The organism is Psychromonas antarctica, assembly GCF_022267535.1.
Lineage (GTDB): Bacteria > Pseudomonadota > Gammaproteobacteria > Enterobacterales > Psychromonadaceae > Psychromonas > Psychromonas antarctica.
The window spans coordinates 86,410-100,983 of the sequence record NZ_JAHNZV010000006.1; the positions used below are offsets into that span (position 1 = coordinate 86,410).

Genomic DNA, 14,574 nt, shown 5'->3' on the forward strand with positions numbered 1-14,574 from the left:
GTACGCGTAATTTGAATTAAGCAAACTGAATTTCGCAAAAAGGGAATAATATGCAGCTAATTGCGGCAGCCAGTGAAAATCTGACTAGCAAGCATAGCTTGATCCCTTTATTTCAATAACCCTATAAAGTCATGAAAAATAAAGACTTAATTTAAATTTATTGTTAACACATTCATCCAAACACGCACAAAAACAGAAGAAAACTGGCCATGTGAATATCTTTTTGAAATTGAATATTAGTGAAACTCGCCATAAAGCAACACAATTGCTGAATATTGGCGCGGTGACTTTCTAATATAAACAGAGTAACAGAAATGCTGTGCTTCTTCTGCAGTTGTCAGTAATGGGCCAGCGGCATTCTCTGCGAAGGTCCAGGATAATGACCAAAATCCAAGCTCTGCACGCGAAAACACAGCATTAACAGGTTGTGAAAATAGAGAATGAGAATGATCATAGCAATCGAAGCAATCTAAGAAAAATACAATAAAAGAGTTATCCACCTACAACAGAATAAGATATAAAATAAGTATTTCAATCAATTAGCTTACAGATCACATTAACCATAATGGTGTTTTTTGATAGAAAGGCGTGTCCATATATAACTTAAAGTAATGGCGAGCAACAAAAGGGGCTAAGCCGTACGAGAATGACGGGGGTCTCTAATCTATTAAGTTGGCCTTATCTTTGCAAATCCGTAACGTAGCCTAGCAGAAGACTCTGTATTGAAAGCTTTCAGGTTATGAATAGACACTTAGAACAAATCCAACTTATTGTTTTTTATGTGTTTTTATTTATGTTAGTCCTTGGTGATAATGTAAACTATTCCGCCATTGTCGTTATATTAACAACAACACATCGACAATAGCGTAAATAGCACAACAAATATGGCTCTAACGTATCGCCCTTTTGATTAGAAAATGGATGCAGTAATAAATATGACCGACTTTAAATGGATAATGATGATCACACTGCTATCAGCAGCTGGCCTAGCACAGGCAGGAGAGGTAAAAGTGGCAGTGGCTTCTAACTTCTATAAGCCTATGTTGCAATTAGCAAAAGAGTTTGAACAAGCGACAGGAAATAGGGTCATGCTTTCAGCTGGTTCAACGGGTACTTTATATGCGCAAATTAAGAATGGCGCTCCTTTTGAAGTGTTTTTAGCCGCTGATCAACGCCGTCCAAAAGCCCTAGAGAATGAAAAACTAGCCGTTAACGGTTCTCATTTTACCTATGCCCAAGGGCAATTAGCATTCTGGTCGAAAAACGGCGGCTATAAAACCCAGCAAGATTTTATCGATGCCATTTCTCAGGTCGCGCACATTGCCATTGCGAATCCTAAGAATGCTCCTTATGGTGCAGCGACAATCGATACCATAAAGAAATTGGATATGTATGAAAAAGCGCAGCCAAAGATTGTTGAAGGGCATAATATTGGGCAGACCTATCAATATATTAGCTCCGAAAACGTCTCTTGTGGTTTTGTCGCCTTATCTCAGGTTTATCAGAAGGGTAAAATCACTGAAGGCAGTGCTTGGCTAGTTCCTTCTAACCTGCATCGAGCCCTAAAACAAGACGCAGTGCTATTAAACCAAGGTGAAAGCAATGATGTGGCTAAATCCTTATTAGAATTTTTACAAAGTGAACCTGCCAAACGAACAATTCGCTCATTTGGCTATAAAATCTAAAACCAAGAGCTGACTTATGATCAACGAAATTATGTTGGGTGATCAGCACTTGTTTGCCTTATACCAAGAAGACCTACCACAGGGCGATCTTAGTACCTCTGATTTGCGGTCAGAGGCGCGACTCGGCCGTATTAAGTTGAGTGCACGTTATGATTTGTGCTGTTGTGCAGTAAAAAAGATAGCTCGTCTTCTCATTTTTAAAGGGCTACAAGTGAAGTGTTTAAACACTCAGGTGAGTGGATGAGAGCGGCAACCATGCTGTTATTCGCTACGGCCAGCTATCAGTTAGTACAAACGCTCGAGCAAGGAGACATCAATGTCTGAAACAAGCTTAACCGTAGTATGGGTCACGCTTAAGCTGGCCTCAGTGGTCACCATAATTTTGTTTTTGGTGGCCACACCACTCGCTTGGTGGTTATCGCAAACTCAATCACGTTATAAACCGGTTATTAGTGCCCTCTTTGCGGTTCCACTGGTGCTACCGCCCACTGTGATGGGTTTTTACTTGTTGCTATTACTGGGTCCCAACGGCCCTATCGGACAACTATCCGACATATTGGGACTGGGAATATTACCTTTTAGTTTTACTGGCATTGCCATTGCCTGCGCCGTTCACTCGTTTCCCTTCGTCATTCAGCCACTACAAAATGCCTTTGAATCGATTGGTAAACGACCATTGGAAGTCGCCGCTACCTTGGGTGCCTCGCCTTTGGACTGTTTCTGGAATGTTGTCATCCCCTTAGCACGTCCAGGATTTATTACCGCAATGGTGATGGGATTCTGCCACGCCATTGGTGAATTCGGGGTGGTTTTGATGATTGGCGGCAACATTCCAGGTAAAACTCGCGTATTGTCGGTACAAATCTACAACCATGTGGAGGCCATGGAATATGCCCAAGCACATTGGCTCGCTGGCAGTATGGTCATCTTTTCATTTTTAGCTTTACTAATCGTCTATCTAGTCAATCAAAAAGCAGCTAAGAGGAGTATGGCATGAGTCAATTACAAGCCAGTTTTCAAGTAGATCGCGGTGACTTCCAGCTAGATGTTGACTTCATTTTACCCGGTAAAGGTATCACGGCCCTATTTGGGCCATCTGGCTCCGGAAAAACCTCTTGTTTACGTGCGATAGCGGGCTTAGAACGTTTACCCAATAGTTTTTTCCAGATTGGTGACAAAGTTTGGCAAGATGAATCTAAAGGGATTTTTATCCCCGCCAATCAACGTGAGATTGGTTATGTGTTTCAAGAAGCGAGCCTATTTCCACATCTCAATGTGCAACAAAATCTTGAATTTGGCTTAAACCGCTTAGCCAAAGAAAAGCGTAAGATTGAACCAGACTCGGTCATTGTATTACTCGGCATTGGTCCATTATTATCAAGACCTCCAGCGGCACTTTCTGGCGGCGAACGACAACGGGTTGCAATTGCTCGAGCACTATTGCGATCTCCTCAATTGCTTTTAATGGATGAACCACTGTCGGCATTAGACCAGCGACTCAAACGCGAGATTTTGCCCTATTTAGAAGGGCTACATCGTGAGCTGTCGATCCCGGTGATATATGTTAGTCATGCAGCTGATGAAGTAGTGCGATTAGCCGATCACATTGTAATGCTAGATCAAGGCAAACATATCTGTTCTGGTGCAATAAGTGAGATCATGGTTGATCCACGTTTTGCTGAATTATTTGCTGATGGCGCCAGTACCCTATTTGAAGGACGAGTTACCGCCCAGCACGAGGATTTAATGACAGAAGTGACCGCTAATGAGCTGACCTTAAGATTAACCCCTCGTCCATTACCGCTAGAGAGTCCGATTCGCTGTCGGCTCTATGCCAGCGATGTGAGCTTGTGTACGCAAAAACCATCTCACTCGAGCATTTTAAATATATTTCAGGGACAGGTATTACGTATCGATGCTGGACAACAAAAGGGAGAGAGCCTTGTCACTCTGGAGTTGGCCAAGGGACAAAAGTTATTGGCTCAAATTTCCAACTACTCCCTTAATCGACTACAACTAAAGCTTGGGACTCCTATTTGGGCACAAGTCAAATCAGTCGCAGTGCTCTAATTTGAGAGGGAAAAGGCAACTCAATGCGTAGGTCAAGCTGAAAACCCGTTCCGGAGTATTTTTCATATGAGTACAAGAGGACAGACTTAACGCATCTCAAATAATTCATTATGAAAACTATTGCCTTTCAACCCCAACTGCGCAAAACGATTCTGTAAAATTTTAGCAAAGTTGCTCGGGCCACAAAACCAAATGTCAGCCTTTTCCCAGCCATGCACTTCGTCGCAAATATGCTCCGCCGTTAAGAAACCATCAACATTAGTGTCCATCAAATAGAAATTAACATTAGCTTGCTTGGCTAGCGTCTGTATATATTCGATAAAATCACGATCAGGGCATTGTGTACAATAAAACAGATCAACTGCTTTTAACTGTGGGTTTTCAGCCAAGCTCTCCATTTGAGCGGTAAATGCAGCGATGCCAATGCCCCCAGCCACCCATATTTGCCGGTTAGTTTTCGATTTGAAATTGAAGTAACCATAGGGGCCTTCCACTATCACTTCATCATTTATTTTTAAATTTTGGTTAAGGTTGTTAGTGAAATCACCAATACCTTTAATCTGAAAACGAATACGGCCACTGACATTCTTAACCGAACCAATTGTAAAAGGATGCGCTTCTTCACCTTTAAATTGCACAAATGCAAATTGCCCAGGATGATGACCTCGCCAACTTTGTTGTGTATTAATGGTAATATCTAAGACCCGATTATGTTTGTAGAAGTGAAATTTTTCTATCTTACCTTGGACCTTATTCTGCTTACCTATTCTGCCACACAGGCTGTAAATAGCGGCCCAACAGCCCCCCGCAATTAAAATGGCAATAACCCAGCCGATAGGAGCTTGCCAATAGGTAAACTTGGTCAATATAATGGTATGAAAGGCAAACAACAAATACACCACAGGCATGATTTTGTGTGTATTTAAGAATTTGGAATAACGAATAGACTTTAGCAATGCAATAATAATCAGCAAAACAAGTAAATAAAATCCCCATTCACCGACCGATTCAGCTAAATGACGTAGACTGCTAAACACACCTTTGATTGTTGTTAAATCGGGCGAACCTCTGCCATTACCAAGCCCCGCACCATTGTGAAGACCGTTACCGAGCCCCTCGCCAAGACCACTTCCAATAACATTTCCATTTCGGCTTGGTTTTTCTAATAGCCCCAAAGCAACCATGTATTTTGTGCCTTTTGCCCAAAACCAATGAATAACAGCCACTATCAAACAGCTGATCCCTAACCATTTATGCAATCGGTATGATTTGTCTAGCCCTTGGGTAAACTTTTCAAGCGGATTTAATCGTACAGCCAATATCATCGCAATACTCATTGCAGAAATAGCAAGAATACCGCTGTACTGTATGATAAATCCTCTAATAGAAAAATAGGACCACGTTAACCGAGCAAAGTCTTCAGATGTAAACCAAAGTAGGGTTAAGAAGATAAAAACAATGGGAATTATTGCCTTAATGCGCTTCATTGGCTTTCCTTAATAATTGTGTGCTTACCTTTTTCATGCAAAGCATAGCGCTGATGATTTATTGTATCTACTATAAAGGCATTTATTATGGAGGAAATATGATGAAATATAGCGGTTCAACATTAACATGTTATAACCACGTAGATGAGTGCGGTCTTCCTTGCCCTACGAGGACTCAGCTCGACAAGCAGTAGTCTTACGCCTGCCGATAGAGGATTAACGTAGTTAACCTCAATTCTGGATAAGCTAAACGATACAGTACCGTTATTTACGCGTATTTCTGCGTTAAATCATCTAGCAATAACCAGTTATTGCTGCGATGATTCGCCTTGAACTACGCAAAACTAACAGCACTGTATAATATGTTTTTTAACTTTTTGATATTTAATCTAATTTCGCTTCCATTATCCAGAACTGAGGTTAGTTAATCTCTCAAAATGCCTTCATGCAGGGCCTTATTATGCTCTCCGAACTGAATCCAGATATAACATCTTGAGGTATCATGGCGATATTACTATTTAAGCGTCGCCATTAGCTCAACTAACGTTTCAACTGCTTTTTGTTGATCCGCACCTTCAGCTTTGATATTCACCGCTGTGCCTTGAGTTAAACCTAACGTTTGCAATTTGAATAGGCTTTTAGCACTGGCCGATTTACCTCCGACTTCAGCAGAAATGTCAGATGCAAAAGATTTAGCTTGTTTAACAAATTGAGCCGCTGGGCGAGTATGTAGGCCATTGACCGCTGTGATAGTGACTGTTTTTTGATACATAGAAACACCTTTATTAATAGTACGTTTATGAATACTTTTATTGCTGTCTTTAAGGAGCTAAAACATGCCTAATAAAATTGCTTAGCAATGCCATCAATGCAAAAAATGATTCCTTCAATAAATAACTCTGAATAGTTACTGTTTAAGTTCAATGTTAAGGCAGGCAATTTAAGTATGCTAATAACTGATAAAACATTTGCTAGGCCAACATGCTGTTATCGACCCAGCAATTTGGGATTTGTGCCTATAAGTGCTCACTCTCAATGAGGTCATTTACTTCTTACAAAAGATCCCTCGCTTTTAGACATAAAGAAAGCACTCCGACTGCTCGGAGTGCTTTTGCAGACTATTCTAAGTTATCTTATTTAATAGCCTTCATGCGAGTAGCAATGCTTTCTGCTTGAGTGCCAATAATGACTTGCAAGTTATTCTCACCTAACTTAACAACCCCCATCGCACCTAAGTTTTTAAGCTCAGCTTCATTGATTACGCTACGGTCTTTAAGTGTCAAACGTAAACGAGTGATACAAGCATCAATGACTTCTAGGTTAGCAATTCCACCAAGCGCTGCAACATACTGAGTCGCGAGTTCGCCGGCGTCTTGGCTGCCAGTGATATTGGAAACATTTTCTGCATCATCTTCACGACCAGGTGTTTTAAGATCTAACCGTCTAATGACTGTGAGGAAGACGAAGTAGTAGATTGCGAAGAATGCAACACCTTGAACAATAAGCATGTACCATTTAACTGCAAGTGGGTTTTGCGAAGAAAGAGCCATATCCACAAGACCTGCTGAGAAACCAAAACCAGCCATCCATCCCATTGATGCAGCGATGAATACTGATACGCCCGTTAATACTGCATGAATAACATAAAGCAATGGAGCAGCAAACATAAATGAGAATTCAAGAGGCTCAGTTACACCGGTAAAGAAAGAAGCTAAACTTGCGGCTAACATTATAGATGCAACTTTGGCTTTATTTGCAGGTTTAGCTGCTCTGTAGATAGCAAGAGCCGCACCAGGAAGACCAAACATCATGATGGGGAAGAAACCAGCTTGATACATTCCTGTCTTACCGATGATAGCTGTACCGGCATCGATACCAGACTGACCACTTAGGAAATTAGGAATATCGTTAATACCTGCAACATCAAACCAGAACACAGAGTTAAGAGCATGGTGAAGACCAATAGGGATTAATAAACGGTTAAAAAATGCGTAGATACCCGCCCCAACTTCACCCATTCCAGAAATTGTTTCACCGAAGTGTTGTAGTCCAGAGAAGATAACAGGCCAGATAGCCATCAGTATAAATGACACAACGATCATAACGACTGAAACGACAATTGGCACTAAACGACGTCCAGAGAAGAACGCTAATGCACTGTGCAATTCAACACTAGAGAATTTATTGTAAAGCTCGGCAGATATAATACCGACTAAAATACCAACAAATTGGTTGTTGATTTTAGAAAATGCGGATGGCACAAGTGAAGGATCAATACCTTGAATTTGTGCCACTGCTCCGGGGGAAAGTAATGTAGTTACAACCAAAAAGCCAACTAAACCAGAAAGTGCAGCCGCACCATCTTTATCTTTAGACATACCATAAGCAACACCCACGGCAAACAATACTGACATATTGTCAATAACAGCCGCTCCCGCTTTAATTAAAAAAGCAGCTAACGCAGAATCACCGCCCCAACCAGCGGGATCTATCCAGTAACCGATACCCATTAAAATTGCAGCCGCTGGAAGAACTGCAACAGGCACCATTAAGGCCCGACCGACTTTTTGAAAATAACCAAGAATGTTCATACTAACTCTCCTAAAGATTACACAACGCACTTATTTCGTGATGATTATTATCCGCAGTTCAAACCTCATTTTAAAAAATGTTTTCTATAAATTCGGTGGAAAACCACAAATCCCGCAGTAAACTTTAAAGCTTTTACGGCTTGGCGCAAATCAATATAGGTTACATTGTGAGCTAGATCGCTTTATATTTTTTATTTACTCCTTTCATATGGCATTTTATGCAATCTTAATTTACACTACAAATTAATGATGCAATACCCATATTTAATATTCACTTTACTTGGAGAAAACCATGCGCTTAATACCTCTTAATAATGCAACCACTGTAGGTCTTTGGTCTGCTCGTTATATTGCAGACACCATCAATAAATTTTCACCAACAGCCGATCGACCATTCATCTTAGGCTTGCCGACAGGTGGTACTCCACTGGAAACTTACAAACGTTTGATTGAACTTCACCAAGCTGGTGACGTTAGTTTTGCAAATGTCGTTACATTTAATATGGATGAGTATGTTGGCCTCGAGCCCTCTCATCCAGAAAGCTATTACAGCTTTATGCATAACAACTTTTTTAATCACGTCGATATTCAACCAAAAAATATCAATTTGCTAAATGGTCTTGCGGATGATTTAGAAGCTGAATGCTTACGTTATGAAGAAAAGATTAGAAGTTATGGTAAAATCAACCTGTTTATGGGCGGCGTTGGTACAGATGGTCATATTGCATTTAATGAACCAGCATCTTCACTCGCTTCTCGCACTCGAGTTAAAACATTAACACCCGACACACGCATCGCTAACTCACGTTTTTTCAATAATGATGTTAATCAAGTGCCTAAATTAGCATTAACAATTGGTGTGGGTACTTTACTAGAAGCGGCTGAGATATTAATTTTGGTAACAGGCAGCAACAAAGCGTTAGCAGTTAAAGCGGCCGTTGAAGGCTGTCTAAACCACTTATGGACCGTTTCTGCATTACAACTTCATCCCAAAGCGCTGATTGCATGTGACTCAGATTCTACGATGGAACTTAAAGTGAAAACGCTTAAATATTTTACTGAATTAGAAAGCGACAATATCGGTAATATATAGTTAAACAAATAATTTCACGATAGCAAGGTATTAGCTGCCATGTGTAATCAAAGCCTTCGCTAGCGTAAATTTGAGTGCGTAAAATCAAGTATCATATTTATACAGATCGCTATGAACTATTCTTGTTGCTTTATTTATGTTGAAGTAAAGCATACCTTTACAGCATTTAAGTAGGAAACCTTGATATGGAGAAATTTGTTATGTATGCACTAACAAATTGTACAATTTACACAACACAAGCGATTTTAACTGATCACGCTGTTGTTATCGAAAATGATAAAATTAAAAGTATTAAACCAATCTCAGCATTAGATGCGAACACCAAAATGATCAACCTCAATGGCGCTAATCTTTGTCCCGGCTTCATCGATTTGCAGATTAATGGCTGTGGCGGCGTCATGTTTAATGGAAATATATCTGAGCAAACACTTAATATAATGCAGGCGGCCAATCTAAAATCAGGCTGTACAAGCTATTTACCAACACTTATCACTTCATCAGATGCCGATATCATAGCGGCACTTAAGGTCGCTCGAAATTTCATAGATAAAACAGCTAACGAAGTATTAGGACTGCATCTGGAAGGCCCGTTTATTAGCTTAGAAAAGAAAGGCATTCACCGTCCTGAGTTTATTAGAAAACCAGATCAGGAAATGGTTGATCTTATCTGCGCCAATGCCGATATTGTAACAAAAGTGACAATAGCACCTGAAAACTCGCCTCTTGAAGTCATTAAGCAACTCAATGACGCAGGTATTGTCGTGTCGATAGGCCATAGCAATGCCACTTATGCACAAGCAAAAGCGGCCATTGATAATGGCGCAACGTTTGCAACCCACTTATTTAATGCAATGAGCCCTATGACCGGCAGAGAACCCGGCGTTATTGGTGCTATTTATGATCATCAAATCTATGCAGGCATTATTGTTGATGGTATTCATGTGGCTTATCCAAATGTGCGCATATCTAAAAAAATTCTAGGTGAAAAGCTGATATTAGTCACTGATGCAACATCTCCCGTGGGCGCAAACATAGACCAATTTGATTTTGTTGGCACGACCGTTTACTACAAAAAAGGGAAATGTTTCAGGCAAGACGGTACACTCGGAGGATCCGCCCTAACGATGATCGAATCCATAGAAAAATGTGTTAAATTTGCTGATATTGAACTATCAGAGGCTATCCGTATGGCGACGCTTTACCCTGCAAGAGCTATTTCAGTAGCAAACAAATTGGGCAGCATTGAAGCGGATAAAATTGCAAACCTCACCATTTTTAACAATGATTATAAAGTCATTGCGACCGTAGTTAACGGATACTATCAAAACAGCTAACCAAGCTTCATCAATCAGTACCGATATTCTTTGAAACTCACTTTTCAAAGAATATGGGTATTATCAATGATTTTTAGTGGTTTAATATGTGTCAATATAAAATAGCTTTTCTAGTCATTTTTTGTCAGTACATATAAATACTAATTGTATAATCTACCTTCTGCAGCAATAAAAAACACATAATAGATGACCAATATTTGTTAGACTACATTCATTCTGTTTGAAAGAGACTTCTAAGCAGCATAAATACCACATCGCCTGTCGGATAATTATTGAAAGTGAAATAATAATGGTACAAAATAATAAACAAACAGTTTCAGTTATTGCAAATATTGATAATATCAAGCAAATAAATTACGCTGCTATTTATAAAGTCATTGAAAAACACACCCCCATTTCTCGCGTAAAAATAGCAAATATCAGCAAACTTGCCCCTGCGAGTGTCACTAAAATAACACGACAATTACTCGAAAATGGGATTATAAGAGAAACTGCCAGGCAAGCATCAACAGGCGGACGATCTGCCATTTCTCTCGCGCCTAATGATTCATCAATTCATGTATTAGCCATTAAAATTGGTCGCAACCTATTATCGATAAGCCGTTATGATTTATCAGGCAGAGAATTAGCAAACGAAAAAGACAGTCTGGAATCAACTAATCATGAGCACCTTATTGAGCTACTCACGTCTAAAATAGCGCTTATTATTGATAATAAGAAACAATTCTCTGAAAAGATATCAGCAATCTCAATCACTATGGCAGGCTTAATCAATCCTAAACAGGGCACAATAATTTACTCATCGCGTTACTCATTTAATAACTTTTCATTAGTTGAGTACATTGAAAAAAAGTTTAATATCCCAACATTTATTGCGAATCATACTCGCGCTCTCGCGTTAGCAGAGCACTACTTTGGGGCTTCACGGAATTGTTTAGACTCAATTTTACTTAGTATCCACCACGGCGTAGGATCTGGCATTATTATTCAAGGTAAATGCTTGTTAGGTGAAAACTGTAATATTGGAGAGATTGGACATATTCAAGCCAACCCAGCGGGTAAACAATGCCATTGCGGCAACTTTGGCTGTTTAGAAACCGAAATAAACGATAATGTGATTGTTGAAAAAGTACAAAGTGCGCTTAATTACGGCGGTTTAACTTGCATAACGCCTGAGACACTCACAATAGAAAACATATACCAAGCGGCCGCTAATCGAGACCCTTTATGTCAAAAAATAGTTGAAGATGCGGCCACCTATTTGGGAAAAACGATTGCTGTTTTAGTTAATATCCTCAATCCAGAAAAAATAATTATCGCGGGCAAAATAACCGCAAGTGGGGACACTCTATTTTCAATAATTCAACAATGTGTTGCCCACCAAACATTACCAAAATTTCAAAATAAACTGTCAATAGTACCTACCGAGTTACAGCAAAATTCAACTATTGCAGCATTTTCACTCATCAAAGAAGCTATTTATGAGGGCGATTTATTACAAAAGATACGTCTTTAGGCCAGCCTGCCTATTTCAATCCCCCATATCTAATATTTTATTCTTTAAGTGCCCTTTTTTATAGAGATATTACCCACGATAATATCTCTGCTTTTTGTACTCTATCTGCCTGATCAAACCAATAAGCAAGCATAGTTAAGATCTGACTTTCAGAATCAAGCATTGCTATATCCTCTTGTCTATTGGCAAATGCCCATTTAGTAAAGATCTCTTTTTCATCCGGGCTTGCTTTAACAAATAAACGTTGACTGATCACTACGGGATCTTGCTCCCTTTTCTGCACCTTGTTAACAGCCGATGTATTGATATCTGAACTCTGCAGTAACGCTTTTATGTAGCCACCCGGAATTGAAAATAACAGTTTATTATTACCATTATTATTTTGTAACTCAAAAATCAGCTCGTCATGTGCAGATTGTAATAGTAACTCGTTACTAAGTGGAAAGTTAAAATATTGCGTAGTCACGCAATTTTCACTGCATAAACTAGTCGCGACTTGGCTCTCGGTCAACGCTATTCGACGTCCGTCAACAACAACAAACTGATAGGGGTTATAATTTTTAAAATAACCTAACGTCATTTGTAATTCAGAGCTAGGGGCTACTTTTTCTTTTGCAAAATTAGCCGTAATAAACACAGTTGATTCTAATACGCCGTGACCATCTGCACTTAAATTATCAGGTATTATTTTTTTCCCTAATACTTCAATATAAGTTGCTCTAATATTAACGTTTTCAACCGCATTGCTAAGATCACCTCTAGAAGAGAGGTGAGAGCATGCCCAGAGCGATGTCACTAATGACAGTATTATAAATTTTTTTAGCATTATATTTTCCTTACCAAAAAGAGCCGTTTATTTCTTTGATAGACTGAACACAGAAATGCCAGCAATGTTGCCGGCATCTTCTGAGTACTGGAGAGATACCAGAATTTATGAGCTAAAAACCATACTCTAAGCCGACGCGTGTTACAACATCTGTATCAGCTGTGCCAACCGTTCTGCCGGCAACTCGAACGTAAGGGACGAAGCCGTTAATTGAGCCCATCACCTGAGCTGAAATAGTATTAGAATCAGTATCACTTTGACTCGAACCATCGTGTTTTTCATCAAAGTTAGCTGCGTAGCCAAGCTTAACACCGAGTGGGCCATTCCAATATTGAGCAATGACAGAAACGGAATCCTGTTCAGCATCATAAGTTGAGGTTTCACCGACAAAGTTGTCAACAGCTTCTTTTTTATAAGCGCCGGCTAAACTAAAACCACCGGGTAGGCCCGCTTCAAAACCAACAATATAAGTTAAATTGTCCTGCCCATCGACGCCTTTAAAATCAGAGCCTGTCTCTACAGCACCCATTAAAGTTACTTTTTTAATGGTATATTTTACACTGCTAGCGTAAAAATATGACCCTTTTGTTGCATTGCCACCATTACCCGTAGCCGCTGTAGCTGAATCACGACCAACTGATGCGGCAAAGGCGACATCACCGAAATTTTGATCATATCGAACTTGATTTGACTGACGATCGTAATGAGCCGTTAATCCGCCCCAATCAAATACAGAGCCTAAACCGGGATTAGAAAACGGCCAGTCAACAATTTCATATAATGGTGTTAACACACGGCCAACGCGTACTTTACCCCAATTACCTTTAAGGCCGACAAATGTGTCCCTAAAACCCAGAACACCACCGTGTGTACCACCGTGACCCCAGTCTGTTCCGCCTACATAACCTGACTCAACTTGCATAAACGCTTCGATGGAATCAGTCATTGCTTTACCGGCACGGAAGCCAATACGGGATTCATTTTCGACAACAAAACCTTGGTCTGATTCTGTGCCGTTATCATTATCTCCTGTGTCGTAATTAACGACAGATAGGGCTGCGACGCCATAAATTTCAACATTAAAATCGTTATCTAAACCGATCTGATAGGCCTGAGAGGAGAGACAAACCGTTGTCAAAACTGCGGCTAAAAGTGTTTTTTTAAACATATCAATATTCCTTTAAATAAGCATAGTATTTAGTGACTTCTATTTGTCTAGGAAGCCAAATTCAATTAAAAAATAGATATTAAATTAGCAACAAGATAGACGAAATAACTGCTGCTAATAAGGTAAAAATAAGAAGCAATTTGGTTTTTAGTTTCTTATGAACTAAGTAAATACCACGCTGCTTGCTTGTCACCCATACTACATTCGCGCCGCGAATTATCAACACTCAAACACCTCAATATAGAGAAAAACAGACAGACATCACATTTCCAAGTAAAAGCAGCATTTACCAATTAAAAACAACAACATAAAAGAAATAAGCCGTAGAAAACCCAATCAATCACAAAACAAAACCACCACAACGTGACACCCATCACGCAGAAATAAAAATAAAAAAAGATATATTTCGCGGAATTAATAATCATAGAGAATTAACTAAACATAGGTCCCTGATATTGGAAATATATGCATTTATACAGAATAAATAGTTAAGATCAGTGTGAGGCATACAATATATCGAGTACATATGACGGGATATTGGAAAAATAAAAATGTCACCCCCCTTTTTTCCATTTTAAAATGAAACGCCAAATTAAAGTAACGGAGTGTAAGCTTGTAAGGGAATTTTCAAAACAGCCTGCCAGACGAAAAAGTAACACCCCAAAATTAAATTAAACATGCCAACAAACAACTGATATAAAAGAATTAAATTAAAAACCGCTTTATATTTAACTCTTTTTCATTGGAAAAACATGAACTACACCCCTTCGCCCTACCTCTCATATTCTGTCGACAATTTAATAT

Annotated in this window: 12 protein-coding genes; 7 read left to right on the forward strand and 5 right to left on the reverse strand. The window is 39.5% G+C overall.

Annotation, left to right across the window (positions count from 1 at the left end):
- The first annotated feature begins 917 nt into the window (after window positions 1–917).
- From modA to modC, 4 genes are all read left to right on the forward strand, one after another.
- Window positions 918–1,685, forward strand: a complete 768-nt coding sequence (modA, locus tag KSO91_RS03300) for a molybdate ABC transporter substrate-binding protein (RefSeq protein ID WP_238741309.1) — start codon at window positions 918–920, stop codon at window positions 1,683–1,685.
- Between the two features lie 16 nt (window positions 1,686–1,701).
- Window positions 1,702–1,929 (forward strand): beta/alpha barrel domain-containing protein, encoded by a 228-nt coding sequence (locus tag KSO91_RS03305; RefSeq protein ID WP_238741311.1) that lies wholly within the window; start codon window positions 1,702–1,704, stop codon window positions 1,927–1,929.
- 72 nt (window positions 1,930–2,001) lie between these two features.
- Window positions 2,002–2,682, forward strand: coding sequence for a molybdate ABC transporter permease subunit (gene modB, locus KSO91_RS03310; protein ID WP_238741313.1), 681 nt, complete (start codon window positions 2,002–2,004; stop codon window positions 2,680–2,682).
- On the forward strand, window positions 2,679–3,755 hold the full coding sequence (gene modC, locus KSO91_RS03315) for a molybdenum ABC transporter ATP-binding protein (protein ID WP_238741316.1): 1,077 nt from the start codon (window positions 2,679–2,681) through the stop codon (window positions 3,753–3,755). The genes modB and modC overlap by 4 nt, the downstream gene beginning before the upstream one ends.
- A gap of 86 nt (window positions 3,756–3,841) precedes the next feature.
- Here the strand turns inward: modC and KSO91_RS03320 are convergent, their stop codons facing one another.
- The 3 genes from KSO91_RS03320 to nagE form a co-directional block, all read right to left on the reverse strand.
- Window positions 3,842–5,242, reverse strand: a complete 1,401-nt coding sequence (locus tag KSO91_RS03320; RefSeq protein ID WP_238741318.1) for a ferredoxin reductase family protein — start codon at window positions 5,240–5,242, stop codon at window positions 3,842–3,844.
- Between the two features lie 514 nt (window positions 5,243–5,756).
- Window positions 5,757–6,014: an HPr family phosphocarrier protein gene (locus KSO91_RS03325; protein WP_238741320.1), complete on the reverse strand. Its 258-nt coding sequence runs from the start codon at window positions 6,012–6,014 to the stop codon at window positions 5,757–5,759.
- Window positions 6,015–6,375: 361 nt separating this feature from the next.
- On the reverse strand, window positions 6,376–7,833 hold the full coding sequence (gene nagE, locus KSO91_RS03330; RefSeq protein ID WP_238741322.1) for an N-acetylglucosamine-specific PTS transporter subunit IIBC: 1,458 nt from the start codon (window positions 7,831–7,833) through the stop codon (window positions 6,376–6,378).
- A gap of 292 nt (window positions 7,834–8,125) precedes the next feature.
- Here nagE and nagB point away from each other — a divergent pair, with 292 nt between their 5' ends.
- From nagB to KSO91_RS03345, 3 genes are all read left to right on the forward strand, one after another.
- Window positions 8,126–8,926 (forward strand): glucosamine-6-phosphate deaminase, encoded by an 801-nt coding sequence (nagB, locus tag KSO91_RS03335; RefSeq protein ID WP_238741324.1) that lies wholly within the window; start codon window positions 8,126–8,128, stop codon window positions 8,924–8,926.
- A 185-nt stretch (window positions 8,927–9,111) separates the two neighbouring features.
- Complete coding sequence (gene nagA / locus KSO91_RS03340; RefSeq protein ID WP_238741326.1) at window positions 9,112–10,260, forward strand: N-acetylglucosamine-6-phosphate deacetylase; 1,149 nt, start codon at window positions 9,112–9,114, stop codon at window positions 10,258–10,260.
- Between the two features lie 289 nt (window positions 10,261–10,549).
- Window positions 10,550–11,776: an ROK family protein gene (locus KSO91_RS03345; protein WP_238741329.1), complete on the forward strand. Its 1,227-nt coding sequence runs from the start codon at window positions 10,550–10,552 to the stop codon at window positions 11,774–11,776.
- Between the two features lie 58 nt (window positions 11,777–11,834).
- Here the strand turns inward: KSO91_RS03345 and KSO91_RS03350 are convergent, their stop codons facing one another.
- Together KSO91_RS03350 and KSO91_RS03355 are read right to left on the reverse strand one after the other, a co-directional pair.
- Window positions 11,835–12,602 (reverse strand): hypothetical protein, encoded by a 768-nt coding sequence (locus tag KSO91_RS03350; RefSeq protein WP_238741331.1) that lies wholly within the window; start codon window positions 12,600–12,602, stop codon window positions 11,835–11,837.
- Window positions 12,603–12,714: 112 nt separating this feature from the next.
- Complete coding sequence (locus KSO91_RS03355; protein WP_275113895.1) at window positions 12,715–13,770, reverse strand: porin; 1,056 nt, start codon at window positions 13,768–13,770, stop codon at window positions 12,715–12,717.
- Window positions 13,771–14,574 lie beyond the last annotated feature (804 nt).

Excerpts from the sequence above, each read along its gene's own strand:
- modA (WP_238741309.1), top strand. The coding sequence starts at position 918 with ATGGATGCAGTAATAAATATGACCGACTTTAAATGGATAATGATGATC.
- KSO91_RS03305 (WP_238741311.1), top strand. The coding sequence starts at position 1,702 with ATGATCAACGAAATTATGTTGGGTGATCAGCACTTGTTTGCCTTATAC.
- modB (WP_238741313.1), top strand. The coding sequence starts at position 2,002 with ATGTCTGAAACAAGCTTAACCGTAGTATGGGTCACGCTTAAGCTGGCC.
- modC (WP_238741316.1), top strand. The coding sequence starts at position 2,679 with ATGAGTCAATTACAAGCCAGTTTTCAAGTAGATCGCGGTGACTTCCAG.
- KSO91_RS03320 (WP_238741318.1), bottom strand. The coding sequence starts at position 5,242 with ATGAAGCGCATTAAGGCAATAATTCCCATTGTTTTTATCTTCTTAACC.
- KSO91_RS03325 (WP_238741320.1), bottom strand. The coding sequence starts at position 6,014 with ATGTATCAAAAAACAGTCACTATCACAGCGGTCAATGGCCTACATACT.
- nagE (WP_238741322.1), bottom strand. The coding sequence starts at position 7,833 with ATGAACATTCTTGGTTATTTTCAAAAAGTCGGTCGGGCCTTAATGGTG.
- nagB (WP_238741324.1), top strand. The coding sequence starts at position 8,126 with ATGCGCTTAATACCTCTTAATAATGCAACCACTGTAGGTCTTTGGTCT.
- nagA (WP_238741326.1), top strand. The coding sequence starts at position 9,112 with ATGGAGAAATTTGTTATGTATGCACTAACAAATTGTACAATTTACACA.
- KSO91_RS03345 (WP_238741329.1), top strand. The coding sequence starts at position 10,550 with ATGGTACAAAATAATAAACAAACAGTTTCAGTTATTGCAAATATTGAT.
- KSO91_RS03350 (WP_238741331.1), bottom strand. The coding sequence starts at position 12,602 with ATGCTAAAAAAATTTATAATACTGTCATTAGTGACATCGCTCTGGGCA.
- KSO91_RS03355 (WP_275113895.1), bottom strand. The coding sequence starts at position 13,770 with ATGTTTAAAAAAACACTTTTAGCCGCAGTTTTGACAACGGTTTGTCTC.